This window comes from Streptomyces sp. CB01201 (assembly GCF_002803085.1).
Classification (GTDB): domain Bacteria; phylum Actinomycetota; class Actinomycetes; order Streptomycetales; family Streptomycetaceae; genus Streptomyces; species Streptomyces hundungensis.
The window spans coordinates 172129-184782 of sequence record NZ_NNBJ01000012.1 but is presented as its reverse complement, the minus strand read 5'-3'; the positions used below and the strand labels follow the sequence as shown (position 1 = coordinate 184782).

The 12654-nt window shown below is 70.8% G+C and carries 13 protein-coding genes; 3 read left to right on the top strand and 10 right to left on the bottom strand.

The window, feature by feature from the left end; translation table 11 throughout:
- Positions 1-74: 74 nt before the first annotated feature.
- Positions 75-1025: an NADP-dependent oxidoreductase gene (locus tag CG740_RS25315; RefSeq protein ID WP_100577564.1), complete on the top strand. Its 951-nt coding sequence runs from the start codon at positions 75-77 to the stop codon at positions 1023-1025.
- 17 nt (positions 1026-1042) lie between these two features.
- Here the strand turns inward: CG740_RS25315 and mnmA are convergent, their stop codons facing one another.
- On the bottom strand, positions 1043-2188 hold the full coding sequence (gene mnmA / locus CG740_RS25310) for a tRNA 2-thiouridine(34) synthase MnmA (protein ID WP_199846566.1): 1146 nt from the start codon (positions 2186-2188) through the stop codon (positions 1043-1045).
- A 160-nt stretch (positions 2189-2348) separates the two neighbouring features.
- On the opposite strand from mnmA, the gene CG740_RS25305 reads away from it, so the two are divergent.
- Positions 2349-2957, top strand: coding sequence for an N-acetylmuramoyl-L-alanine amidase (locus CG740_RS25305; protein WP_100577562.1), 609 nt, complete (start codon positions 2349-2351; stop codon positions 2955-2957).
- Positions 2958-3029: 72 nt separating this feature from the next.
- Here the strand turns inward: CG740_RS25305 and CG740_RS25300 are convergent, their stop codons facing one another.
- The 3 genes from CG740_RS25300 to CG740_RS40435 all read right to left on the bottom strand — a co-directional run bounded on the left by CG740_RS25300 (position 3030) and on the right by CG740_RS40435 (position 4697).
- The gene (locus CG740_RS25300) at positions 3030-4199 is read right to left on the bottom strand and encodes a cysteine desulfurase family protein (RefSeq protein ID WP_100577561.1); all 1170 of its coding nucleotides are present in this window, start codon (positions 4197-4199) and stop codon (positions 3030-3032) included.
- Between the two features lie 70 nt (positions 4200-4269).
- Positions 4270-4539, bottom strand: coding sequence for a DUF4190 domain-containing protein (locus CG740_RS25295; RefSeq protein WP_100577560.1), 270 nt, complete (start codon positions 4537-4539; stop codon positions 4270-4272).
- Between the two features lie 2 nt (positions 4540-4541).
- Positions 4542-4697 (bottom strand): hypothetical protein, encoded by a 156-nt coding sequence (locus CG740_RS40435; RefSeq protein WP_162952519.1) that lies wholly within the window; start codon positions 4695-4697, stop codon positions 4542-4544.
- 161 nt (positions 4698-4858) lie between these two features.
- Between CG740_RS40435 and CG740_RS25290 the strand changes: the two genes are divergently transcribed.
- Positions 4859-5476, top strand: a complete 618-nt coding sequence (locus CG740_RS25290) for a TetR family transcriptional regulator (RefSeq protein ID WP_100577559.1) — start codon at positions 4859-4861, stop codon at positions 5474-5476.
- 535 nt (positions 5477-6011) lie between these two features.
- Here CG740_RS25290 and CG740_RS25285 read toward each other — a convergent pair.
- The 6 genes from CG740_RS25285 to CG740_RS25260 form a co-directional block, all read right to left on the bottom strand.
- A complete protein-coding gene (locus tag CG740_RS25285) occupies positions 6012-6881 on the bottom strand; it encodes a thioesterase family protein (protein WP_100577558.1) in 870 nt (289 codons plus the stop codon).
- A 70-nt stretch (positions 6882-6951) separates the two neighbouring features.
- A complete protein-coding gene (locus tag CG740_RS25280) occupies positions 6952-7611 on the bottom strand; it encodes a trimeric intracellular cation channel family protein (RefSeq protein ID WP_100577557.1) in 660 nt (219 codons plus the stop codon).
- A gap of 46 nt (positions 7612-7657) precedes the next feature.
- Complete coding sequence (locus tag CG740_RS25275; RefSeq protein ID WP_100577556.1) at positions 7658-9061, bottom strand: M1 family metallopeptidase; 1404 nt, start codon at positions 9059-9061, stop codon at positions 7658-7660.
- Between the two features lie 97 nt (positions 9062-9158).
- Positions 9159-10478 (bottom strand): ABC transporter ATP-binding protein, encoded by a 1320-nt coding sequence (locus CG740_RS25270; protein WP_234376484.1) that lies wholly within the window; start codon positions 10476-10478, stop codon positions 9159-9161.
- Positions 10479-10507: 29 nt separating this feature from the next.
- Entirely contained in the window at positions 10508-11605 is a 1098-nt protein-coding gene (locus tag CG740_RS25265; protein ID WP_100577554.1) for an ABC transporter ATP-binding protein, read from the bottom strand.
- Positions 11602-12600, bottom strand: coding sequence for an ABC transporter permease (locus CG740_RS25260; protein ID WP_100577553.1), 999 nt, complete (start codon positions 12598-12600; stop codon positions 11602-11604). Before CG740_RS25260 ends, CG740_RS25265 begins: the two co-directional genes overlap by 4 nt.
- Positions 12601-12654 lie beyond the last annotated feature (54 nt).

Here is a 12654-nt window from a genome sequence, read left to right as displayed (position 1 = left end):
ATGCGGCGCCGGGGGTGCAGTCTGGTCTCCGTTGGTGCCTCCCACCAGCGAAAACACCCCTCAAAGGATCAGACATGTCCCAGACCATGCGTGCCATCAGCTCCCCCAGGCTCGGCGGCCCCGAGGTACTCGCCGAGATCGACATCGAGCGCCCCGAGCCGGGCCCGACCGAGGTCCTGGTGCGCGTGCACGCGGCCGGCGTCAACCCCGCCGACTGGAAGATCCGCGAGCACGGCCCCTTCGGCCGGGAGACCACGCCGCCGATCCTCGGCTTCGACGTGTCCGGCACGGTGGAGGCGGTGGGCCTCGGCGTCACCCTGTACGAGGTCGGCGACGAGGTCTTCGGCATGCCGCTCTTCCCGCACCAGGCGGGCGCCTACGCCGAGTACGTCGCCGCCCCCGCCCGGCACTTCGTCCGCAAGCCCGCCGGCATCGACCACATCCAGGCCGCCGCGCTGCCCCTGGCCTCGCTCACCGCGTACCAGGCGCTCATCGAGACGGCCCGACTGACCGCCGGGCAGCGGGTGTTGATCCACGCCGCGGCGGGCGGCGTCGGCCACCTCGCGGTGCAGATCGCGAAGGCGCACGGGGCGTACGTGATCGGCACGGCCAGCGCCGGCAAGCACGACTTCCTGCGCGGGCTCGGCGTGGACGAGCTGATCGACTACACGGCGGTGGACTTCACCGAGGCGGTGCGGGACGTGGACGTCGTCCTCGATCCCATCGGCGGCGAGTACGGCAGCCGTTCCCTGAAGGTGCTGCGCCCCGGTGGCACCCTGGTCTCGATCTCGTCCCCGGACGAGGACGCGCTGCGCACGGAGGCGGCCGCGCTGGGCGTCCGGGCGGGCTTCACCCTGGTGGAGCCGGACCAGGCGGGCATGCGGGCGGTCGCGGCGCTGGTCGAGGACGGCCGGCTGCGGGCCGAGATCGACTCGGTCTTCGAGCTGTCCGACGCCGCGAAGGCGCACGAGTACGGCGAGCGCGGGCGCACCCGGGGCAAGATCGTGCTCCGGGTCGCCGAGTAGCCGCCCGGTCCGCGGGGTCAGACGCGCGTGGCGGCCCGCTCGGTCGTCGCGATCGTGGCGGAGCCCACCACGCGCGTGCCGTCGTACAGGACGATCGCCTGGCCGGGGGCCACACCGCGGACCGGCTCGGCGAACGTCACGTTCAGGGTGCCGTCGACCAGTTCCGCGGTCACCTCGGTCTCGCCGCCGTGTGCGCGCAGCTGGGCGGTGTACGTGCCCGGCCCGGCCGGGGCGGTGCCGCACCAGCGGGGCTTGATCGCGCCGAGGGCCGTGACGTCGAGGGCCTCGACGGGGCCGACGGTGACGGTGTTGTTCACCGGCGAGATGTCCAGGACGTAGCGGGGCTTGCCGTCGGCGGCGGGGTGGCCGATGCGCAGGCCCTTGCGCTGTCCGATGGTGAAGCCGAACGCACCCTCGTGGCTGCCGATCTTCGTGCCGGACTCGTCGACGATGTCGCCCTCGGCCTTGCCGAGGCGGTTCGCGAGGAAGCCCTGGGTGTCGCCGTCGGCGATGAAGCAGATGTCGTGGCTGTCGGGCTTCTTGGCGACCGCCAGGCCCCGGCGCTCGGCCTCGGCGCGGATCTCGTCCTTGGTCGTCAGGGTGTCGCCCAGCGGGAACATGGCGTGGGCGAGCTGACGCTCGTCGAGCACCCCGAGGACGTACGACTGGTCCTTGGCCATGTCGGAGGCGCGGTGCAGCTCGCGGCTGCCGTCCTCGTTCAGGACGACGGTCGCGTAGTGGCCGGTGCACACGGCGTCGAAGCCGAGCGCGAGGGCCTTGTCGAGCAGTGCCGCGAACTTGATCTTCTCGTTGCAGCGCAGGCACGGGTTGGGGGTGCGGCCCGCCTCGTACTCGGCGACGAAGTCCTCGACGACGTCCTCGCGGAAGCGTTCCGCCAGGTCCCAGACGTAGAAGGGGATGCCGATGACGTCCGCGGCGCGGCGGGCGTCCCGGGAGTCCTCGATGGTGCAGCAGCCGCGGGCCCCGGTGCGGAAGGACTGCGGGTTCGCGGAGAGCGCCAGGTGCACGCCCGTGACGTCGTGGCCCGCCTCGGCGGCCCGGGCGGCGGCGACCGCGGAGTCCACCCCGCCGGACATGGCGGCGAGGACGCGCAGGGGACGCGGGGAGGTCATCGGCGAGGGCTGCGGCGAAGTCTGAGTCATAGCACTCGTAAGGGTACGTGGGATCGGGAACCCGGGGCGCGGGAGTATCCGTTGTGGATCTCAGAGGGGTCGGATCCGGGAGTCACCGGCCGTCGGGGCGCGGTGGTGGTGCGGGGTGGCCCCGCGGGGAGCGGTACGGGGAGGGACGGGGGCGGGGCGTATGGCGACCAGCCGCAGGGGGCTGCTGATCGGGGGCGCGGTGGTGGCGCTCGGCACGATCGGATACCTGAACAAGCCGCAGGCGAGGCCGCACCGGCCGCGCAAGGCCGGCGAGCTGGACTTCGCGGGGGCGCAGTGGGTGGCGGCGGCCCCGCCGAACTGGCGAATGGCGGACCGGCCGGACGACTACGCGGTGGACCGGGTGGTGATCCATGTCGTCCAGGGCAGTTTCGACAGCGCCCTCAGAACGTTCCAGGACCCGGGGAACAAGGCCGCGGCGCACTATGTGGTGCGCAAGGACGGACACATAGCGCAGACGGTGCGGGAGCTGGACGTGGCCTTCCACGCGGGCAACCGGGATTACAACGAGCGCAGTGTCGGCATAGAGCACGAGGGCTTCGTGGACGAGGCCTCGTCGTTCACCGACGCCATGTACGCGTCGTCGGCACGCCTGACGGCGGCGATCTGCGCCCGCTATCGAATAACCGTGGACCGGACGCACATCATCGGGCACGTGGAGGTGCCCGGCACCGATCACACCGACCCCGGCCCGCACTGGGACTGGCCGCGCTACATCAAGCTGGTAGGGGCGGCGGCCGGCCGGGCCTGAACCGCGCTTGGGCCTGCGCCGCGCCCCGTGGCGGAGCCGTGCCACGGGCGGGGCCCTCGGCGCGGCCCCGGCTCAGACGAGGCCCGCGGTACGGGCCCGCTCCACGGCCGGCCCGATGGCACCGGCCACCGCGTCGACATCGGCCGCGGTCGAGGTGTGGCCGAGCGAGAAGCGCAGGGTGCCGCGGGCCAGGTCGGGATCGGTGCCGGTGGCGAGCAGGACGTGGCTGGGCTGGGCGACGCCCGCGGTGCAGGCGGAGCCGGTGGAGCACTCGATGCCCTGCGCGTCGAGCAGCAGCAGGAGGGAGTCGCCCTCGCAGCCGGGGAAGGTGAAGTGGGCGTTGGCCGGCAGCCGGCCGGCCGGGTCGGGGTCGCCGCCGAGGATGGCGTCGGGCACGGCCTTGTGGACGGCCTCCACGAGGCGGTCGCGCAGTCCGCCGGTCTCCCGGGCGAAGGTGCCGCGCCGTTCCGCGGCGAGCCGCCCGGCCACCGCGAACGCGGCGATGGCGGGGACGTCGAGGGTGCCGGAGCGGACGTGCCGCTCCTGGCCGCCGCCGTGCAGCACGGGCACGGGGGTGTACTCGCGGCCGAGCAGCAGGGCGCCGATGCCGTACGGGCCGCCGATCTTGTGGCCCGAGACGGTCATGGCGGCGAGTCCCGACGCGGCGAAGTCCACGTCGAGCTGGCCGAAGGCCTGCACCGCGTCGGCGTGCAGAGGGACTTCGAACTCCCTTGCCACGGCGGCGAGTTCGGACACCGGCATGATGGTGCCGATCTCGTTGTTGGCCCACATGACGGTGGCCAGGGCGACGTCGTCGGGGTCCCGCTCGATCGCGGCGCGCAGCACCTCGGGGTGCACCCGGCCCTGCGCGTCGACGGGCAGGTACTCGACGGTGGCGCCCTCGTGCTCGGCGAGCCAGTGCACCGCGTCGAGCACGGCGTGGTGCTCGACCGGGCTGGCGAGGACGCGCACGCGGCGCGGATCGGCGTCCCGGCGGGCCCAGTACAGGCCCTTGACGGCGAGGTTGTCGGCCTCGGTGCCGCCGGCCGTGAAGACGACCTCGCTGGGGCGCGCGCCGAGCGATGCGGCGAGGTCCTCGCGCGCCTCCTCGGCGGTGCGGCGGGCCCGCCGCCCGGCGGCGTGCAACGAGGACGCGTTGCCGGTGGCGGTCAGCTGGGCGGTCATCGCCTGGACCGCCTCCGGGAGCATCGGAGTGGTCGCGGCGTGGTCGAGGTAAGCCATGGTGGGCCCGATTCTACGAGCCGCACGGGGCGGGCCGTGCCGCAGTTCCGGCCAGGACCGTGGCGAGGGCTCAGCCGTTGAGTCCCCAGGACACGGTGTGGTCGGCCATCATCAGGCCGGCGAGGACCGCGAGGTCGGCCACGCCCAGGGCGAGACCGAGCAGTGCGCGACCCCGGCGCTCGGTGCCGTACAGCAGGGAGAGCGACGACAGGACGATGGCGACGGGGCCGAGGACGACGTTCATGACGAGCAGCCCGACGAGTCCGAGGACGAAGGCCGCGACGGCCATTCCGTCCCTGTCGCGATTGCGGGTGCGGCGGCGGATCGCTGCGAGTTCCATCGTCAGCCCTTCCGGTGCGAGAGGCGTTCACGGGCGGCGAAGACGAGCAGCCAGACGCCGATGACACCGGCGACGGCCAGGGTGACCGGGAGCGGGAGGTGCGCCGCTGAGCCCAGCACGACCCCCAGCAGGAGGAGGGCTGCGACGAGGAAAAGCATGGGAACCCTTTCTGTGCACGACTCCGAGGCATTCCGGATGTTCCGGTGTTCCGGTGTTCCGGGATGGCCCGGATGATCCAACAAGCCTTGAGAGTACGACTGTTCACTGACCGTTGAGTCTAGTCTTCCCAACTTCGGCGAACACATGTTTACTGAGTGGTATGAGCCACACTCTCGGCATCCGGCAGGCCCAGAAGCAGAAGACCCGGCAGGCCCTCATGGACTCGGCGCTCCAGCTCCTGGAGGACCAGAGCCTCAGCAGCCTGGGGCTTCGCGAGGTGACCCGGGCGGTGGGGATGGCTCCGGCCGCGTTCTACCGGCACTTCGCGGGGACGGCCGACCTGGGAGTGGCGCTGGTCGAGCAGGCACTGGGTTCGCTCCACGGCACGATCAGGGCGGCGATCGTCACGACGGGGTCGAGCGAGGAGCGGATCGACCGGGCGGTGGCGCTGATCGGCGCGCACGTGCGGGCGCACCCGGCGCATGTCCGCTTCATCGCCCGCGAGCGGCACGGCGGGGTCGCGCCGGTACGGGAGGCGATCGGGGTGCAGCTGCGCCGCTTCGCGGACGAGGTGGCCGAGGCGCTCGGGGCCGACCCCGAGTCGGCCGGCTGGACCCCGGCGGATCTGCGGATGCTGGCCGGGGTGTACGTCGACCACATGGTGATGACGGCGTCGGCGCTCCTGGAGGGCGACGCGGGCTCGGAGGAATCGGTCCTGGCCACGGCCCGGGCCCAGCTGCGCCTGGTGACCCTGGGCCGCCACCACTGGCTGGACTAACCCCCTGGGGCTCCGCCCCCAACCCCGCCTTCACCCGCCCACCGCGCGTGGCCGGTCGCGCAGTTCCCCGCGCCCCCCTAAAACCGATTTCGTCCGCGGACCGTAGGGGCCGTTCGCGCAGTTCCCCGCGCCCCTAAAACCGATTCCGTCCGCGGACCGTAGGGGCCGTTCGCGCAGTTCCCCGCGCCCCTAAAACCGATTTCGTCCGCGGACCGTAGGGGCCGTTCGCGCAGTTCCCCGCGCCCCTTGGCAGTACCGCTGTTGGCCCGTGCAGGCATCCTCACCCCGCCCGGCTGATCAACACGGGCCCGCACGAGCATGCTCAGCCCGCCGACTGATCAACACGGGCCCGTGCAGCCATCCTCAGCCCGTCCGGCTGATCAACGCAGCCCCGTGCAGGCACCCTCAGCCCGTCCGGCGATTGAGGACGAGCGCCCTTCAGGCGCGAACGGGGTCTGGGGCGGAGCCCCAGGGGGACCCGGAACCTACCAACCCCGGGCAACGGGCGGGAGGGTGGGCAAACCGCCCCCCGGACTCAGCCGCGCGGCGCCCGCGCCAACTGGCGGGACTGGGCGACCAGACGGTCCGCCGAGTCCCAGACCTCCGCGTCCTCCTCCAGAAAACCCCCCGCCAGGTTCCGCGTGGTGATGGACACCCGCAGGGGTCCCGGCGCCGGCCGGCACCGAACATGCGTGGTCAGCTCGACCGTGGGCGTCCAGCCCTTGAGGCCCAGCTCGAAGGAGGTCGGCGGCAACGCGTCCACCGTGAGCAGCAGCGAGAGCGGATCCGCGTCACGCCCGTCCGCGAGCCCGAACCAGGCCCGCATCTCGCCCTTCCCGGACGGCGCCCCCACGGCCCAGCCCAGCGTCGTCGGGTCGAGCTTGAGCATCAGCCGGTCGGTGATGGCGGAGCTGCCCGGGATCGGCGGACGGCTGCCGTCGGGGGCGTCCGCAGCGCCGATGCAGTGCGAGAGAGGCGGCATCGCGGGCGGCTCGGCCGTGGTGCGCACGTCGTCGCTGAGCGCGTCGAGGTCCCCGTACGAGGCGAGCACCCGGATGCGCTCGACCTCCGCGCCGCTCTCGTCGTACTGGAAGAGCGAGGCCTGCCCCGTGGAGAGCGTGCGGCCGGTGCGCACGACCTGGGTGCGGATGACCGCCGGCCCCGGCACGGACGGCGTGAGGTAGTGCGCGGAGACGGTGAACGGGTCCGGGTGCGGCAGCGCGTCGCCGAGCGCGCGGCCCAGCAGGGCGAGCAGATAGCCGCCGTTGACGGCGTGGATGATGGTCCAGCCCGCCGAGAGCTCCGCGTCATAGACCCCCGCTTCCCGCAGGGAGACCGCGGTGTCGCGGTCGAACTCGCTGTCCCCGATCGCGGCGGGGAGTACCGGTGACGATGCCTGTGCCATGGGCAGCACCGTACACCGATAAATTACTGAGCGGTAGCTTTTTCTGCGGCCCGGCGGCCCCCCGGATCCCTCACGCCTCCTCCAGCGTCGAGCTGCGCCGGTTCCAGGCGCGCGGCGCCCGCCAGTGGTACTTCAGCGCGGCGATGCGCAGCAGGAACGCGGTGACCACCGCGAGCCCACTGGTCCCGGCGGTCAGGATGTCGAAGCGGATGAAGAGCACGATCATCGTGGACCCGACGATCGCGGGCACCGCGTACAGATCGCGGTCCCAGCGCAGCAGCGAGGGAACCTCGTTGGCCAGCACGTCGCGCAGCACACCGCCGCCCACCGCCGTCGCGAGGCCGAGCGCGGCGGACGAGGTGAGCCCGAGCCCGTAGTCGTACGCCTTGGTGGTGCCGCTGACGCAGAACAGGCCGAGCCCCGCCGCGTCGAAGACGTTGACGGCGGTCTGGGTGCGCTCGACCTCGGGGTGCAGGAAGAAGACGAGGACCGCGGCGAGCAGCGGGGTCACGAAGTACCCCAGGTCCGTGAACGCGGCCGGCGGCACGGCCCCGATGATGAGGTCGCGGAACAGCCCTCCGCCCAGCGCGGTGACCTCGGCGAGCACCGCGATGCCGAACACGTCGAAGTTCTTGCGCACGGCGAGCAGTGCGCCGGAGATCGCGAAGACGAAGATCCCGACGAGGTCCAGCGCGTGCTGGACGGAGGGACTGAACAGTGAGTGAAGCACCCCGCATTTTTACTCATCACGGGGTGCCACCCGGCACACCCCGGGCTCAGAGCGCGGGCTTGCCCGTGTCGTAGACCCACTTCTGGAAGAGGCTGTCGAGGGACTTGCCCGAGACCTTCTCGGCCAGCTTGATGAAGTCCTCGGTATCGGCGTTGTGGTAGCGGTGGGCCTTGGTCCAGGCCGGAAGCAGCTTGAAGAAGGCCTGGTCGCCGATGTTCTCGCGGAGTTCCTGGAGCATCATCGCGCCGCGTTCGTAGACCGCGTCCGAGAACATCGTGTCGCGCTGGGGGTCGGCGACCTCGATCTTCCAGAAGTCGTCGCCCGCCGGGATCGAGTTGTAGGCGGCGAGGAAGGAGTCGTGCGCGCTCCTCGTGCCGCGGTGCTCCGCCCACAGCCACTGCGCGTACGTCGCGAAGCCCTCGTTGAGCCAGATGTCGTCCCAGTGGGCGACCGAGACGGAGTCGCCGAACCACTGGTGGGCCAGCTCGTGCACGATGGTCGACTCGCTGCGCACCGCCGAGTAGCTCGGCTTGGACTGGGTCTCCAGGGAGAAGCCGGCCTGCGGCATGTCGTCGACGACCGCGCCGGTCACCTCGAAGGGGTAGGGGCCGAAGAGCTTGGACCAGTAGTCGGTGGCCTCGGCGGTCACCGCGTACACATCGACCTTGTTCTGGTTGGCGAGGACCGGGTCGATGGCGACGTAGATCGGTATGCCGCCGGGCGTGCGGCCGGTCTTCACGTCGAACTTGCCTATGGAGGCGGTGGCCAGATAGGTCGCCATCGGCTTGGACTCGCGCCAGTGGTAGTACGAGCGGTTGCCCCGGTCGTGGGACTCCACCAGGCGGCCGTTGGACACGCCGGTGAGGCCCTTGGGGGCGTCGATGCGGATGTCGTAGGTGGCCTTGTCGGAGGGATGGTCGCTGGAGGGGAACCAGGTGGAGGCGGCGTTGGGCTCGCAGGCCACGAAGACGCCGTCCTTGGTCTTCATCCAGCCGTAGTCGGAGCCGAAGACGATGGGTCCGTTCAGCGGTTTCGGCACCCCGCCGTAGACGACGGTGACCTCGAACTCCTCGCCCTTGCTCAGCCGGTGGCGCGGGGTGATGACGATCTCGTCACCGCTCCTGTTGAAGTCGGCCGGCTTGCCGTTCACCCGGATCGAGTCGACCGTGAGCTTCTGGAGGTCGAGGTCGAAGCGGGAGAGGTTCTGGGTGGCGCGCGCGGTCACGGTGGTGCGCCCGTCCAGGCGCCCCGAATCGGGGTTGTAGCTGACGCCGAGATCGTAATGGAGGGCGTCGAAACCGCCGTTGCCCATCTCGGGGAAGTAGGGGTCTCCGATGCCGGGGGCGCCGGGTGAGGCGGCGGGCGCGGCGGCGATGGTGAACCCGGCGGCCACCGCGGTGGCGAGGGAGAGCCAGCGGGAGGTGCGACGTGCCGAACGGGAGAGTGCCATATGAGTCTGCCCTTCGAACGCATGCCGTTGTTACGGACACGCAGACTCTGCACTCTCCCGCTTCGGCATGGACATGACTTTGCCGAACTGTCATGGCCTACTTGTCGGTTGACTCCTGTGGCTCCTCAGGGGCGTCACCCCGGCTGGCTCCGCCCTTGCCGTCCGCGGCCTCGGCCGTCGCGGCAGACTCGGCCGTAGCGGCAGACTCGGCAGGCGCGGCAGACTCGGCCGTCGCCGCAGCCGGCTCGGTCTCGGCGGGCTCGGACGCCACCGGAGCAACCGGCTCCGACGGCTCCGCGCCCTCGCCGATCGTCACGACCTCGATCGACTCCCGGGCCTCCGGCAGGATCGCCTCGCCCGGCGCCTGGTCCGGCGCGTTCTCCGGGTGGTGGCAGGCGACGCGCTGGCCGGGCTTGAGCTCCACGAGCACCGGCTCCTGCGTCTTGCAGACCTCGGTCGCCTTCCAGCACCGGGTGTGGAACCGGCAGCCGCTCGGCGGCGAGATCGGCGAGGGGACATCGCCCTTGAGCAGGATCCGCTCGCTCTTCACCCCGCGCCGCTTCGGGTCCGGCACCGGCACCGCGGACATCAGGGCCGTGGTGTACGGGTGCATCGGCGCCGAGTACAGCGACTTGCGGTCGGCCAACTCCACGATCTTGCCGAGGTACATGACCGCGATCCGGTCCGACACGTGCCGGATGACGGACAGGTCGTGCGCGATGATCACGTACGTCAGTCCGAGCTCCTGCTGGAGGTCGTCCAGCAGATTGACCACCTGCGCCTGGATCGACACGTCGAGCGCCGACACCGGCTCGTCCGCGACGACCAGCTTCGGGTTCAGGGCGAGCGCGCGGGCGATGCCGATGCGCTGGCGCTGGCCGCCGGAGAACTCGTGCGGATAGCGGTTGTAGTGCTCGGGGTTGAGACCCACCACCTCCAGGAGGCGCTGGACCTCCTTCCTGATCCCGCCCTCGGGTTTGACGCCTTGCAGCTTGAAGGGCGCGGAGATGATGCCGCCCACCGTGTGCCGCGGGTTCAGGGAGGAGTACGGGTCCTGGAAGATCATCTGCACATCGCGGCGCATCGGCCGCATGCCGCGCACCCCGAGGTGGGTGATGTCCCGGCCCTCGAACTCGACGCTGCCACCGGTCGGTTCGAGCAGCCGGGTGATGAGCCGGCCCATCGTCGACTTGCCGCAGCCCGACTCGCCGACCACGCCGAGCGTCTCGCCGGAGCGCACGTCGAAGTCGATGCCGTCGACGGCCTTGACCGAACCGGTCTGCCGCTTGAGCAGACCGCTGCGGATCGGGAAGTGCTTCTGGAGACCGCTGACCTTGAGCAGCACCTCGCCGGGAGCGGCTTCCTTGTTGAGCACGCCCTGGCCGGCCGCGCCCTTGCCCTGGGCGGGAATCGTCACGTCGTTGTCCGTCACGCCTTTGTCCTCGCTCACAGCTTGGGCGCAATCTCTTCGGTCCAGATGCGCTCCCGCTCGTCCGGCGTCATGTGGCAGGCGGCCCAGTGGCCGCTCCCGCCGTCGCTCAGCTCGGGGCGTACGGTCCTGGTGATGTTGTCCTTGGGCACATCGGCGTACGGGCAGCGCGGGTTGAAGGCGCAGCCGGACGGGATGTTGATCAGGGACGGCGGGGAGCCCTTCACCGGGATGAGACGCTCGGTCTCCTCCCGGTCGATGCGCGGCATCGAGCCGAGCAGGCCCCAGGTGTAGGGGTGGCGGGGCTCGTAGAAGACCTTCTCGGCGGGGCCGCGCTCCACACAGCGGCCGCCGTACATCACCAGGATGTCGTCGGCCAGCTCGGCGACGACGCCCAGGTCGTGGGTGATGATGATGACCGCGGAGCCGAACTCCTTCTGCAAGTCCCGGATCAGGTCGAGGATCTGCGCCTGGACGGTGACGTCCAGGGCGGTCGTCGGCTCGTCCGCGATCAGCAGGTCGGGGTTGTTCACCAGCGACATCGCGATCATCGCGCGCTGGCGCATGCCGCCGGAGAACTCGTGCGGGTAGGAGTCCACGCGCTTGTCGGGCTGCGGGATGCCGACCCGGTCGAGCATCTCGATCGCCCGGACGCGGGCGGCCTTCTTGTCGACGTCGTGGTGGACCCGGTACGCCTCGACGATCTGCTTGCCGATGGTGAAGTACGGGTGCAGCGCGGACAGCGGGTCCTGGAAGATCATGGCCATGTCGCGACCGCGCAGCTTGCGCACGTCGTCCGGGTCGGCGGTGAGCAACTCCGTGCCGTTGAGCCAGATTTCGCCGGATATCTGCGCCTTGCGCTTGCCGTACTGGCCGGCCGTGTGCAGGCCCATGATGCCCATCGAGGTGACGGACTTCCCGGAGCCGGACTCGCCCACGATGCCGAGGGTCTTGCCCTTCTCCAGGGAGAAGCTCAGCCCGTCGACGGACTTGACCAGGCCGTCGTCGGTCGGGAAGTGCACCTTCAGGTCGCGTACGTCGAGGAAGGCGTCCGAGGGCCGCTCACCCGCGACCGGCTCGCCGACCGCGGCGCCGGTCTTGTTCAGGTCGGTCATACGAGCCTCACTCGGGGGTCGATCACGGCGTACAGGAGGTCCACGACGAGGTTCGCGAAGATCACCGCCGCCGAGGTGATCAGCGTGACCCCGAGGATCACCGGAAGGTCGCGCTCGTCGATGGCCCGGAGCACGGCCTGGCCGAGACCGGGGATGCTGAACGCGGTCTCGGTGAGGATCGCGCCGCCGATCAGGGCGCCGATGTCCATGCCGAGCACCGTCAGGATCGGTGCCATGGTGGACCGCATGGCGTGCTTGCCGATGACGGTGGATTCCTTGAGGCCCTTGGCCCGGGCGGTTCTGACGTAGTCCTCGCCCATCACTTCGAGCATGGTCGCCCGGGTGAGCCGGGCGTACATCGCCGCCTGGAGCAGGGCGAGCGTGATCCAGGGCAGGATCAGTCCGCTGAACCACCCGCTCGGTGAATCGCTGAAGGAGACGTACTGGCCGTCGATCCAGTGCAGTCCGTACGTGAAGATCGCCAGCGACAGCAGACCGGTGAAGTAGATGGGCAGCGAGACGCCCGCCAGGGCCACGGTCATGGAGGCCCGGTCCCACAGCGAGCCGCGCTTGAGGGCGGAGACCACGCCGGTGAGCACACCGAAGATGACCCACAGGATGGCCGCGCCGATGACCAGCGAGAGCGTGACCGGGAAGCGGTCCTTGAGGACCGGCCAGATGGCCTGCTCGTTCTTGAACGAGTAGCCGAAGCAGGGGGCGCCGCAGTGGATCGTCGAGCCGCCGCCGGTGTAGTCGCGACCGACCAGGATGCCCTTCACGAAGTCGAAGAGCTGCACGAAGATCGGGTCGCCGAGACCCAGCTTGGAGCGGATCGCTTCGAGCGCGGCGGCGTCGGACTGCTTGCCGACGTACATCGTGGCCGGGTCGACACCCGTCCACTTGGGAACCAGGAAGAAGATGCCGAACGTCACGAGCATGACGATCAGCAGCATCACGATGGCGGCGAAAAACCGCCTGATGAGATATGCGAGCACTGCTCTCGGCCCGGCGGCGGGCCGGGGGCACCGGATTGCGGTACCCCCGACCCG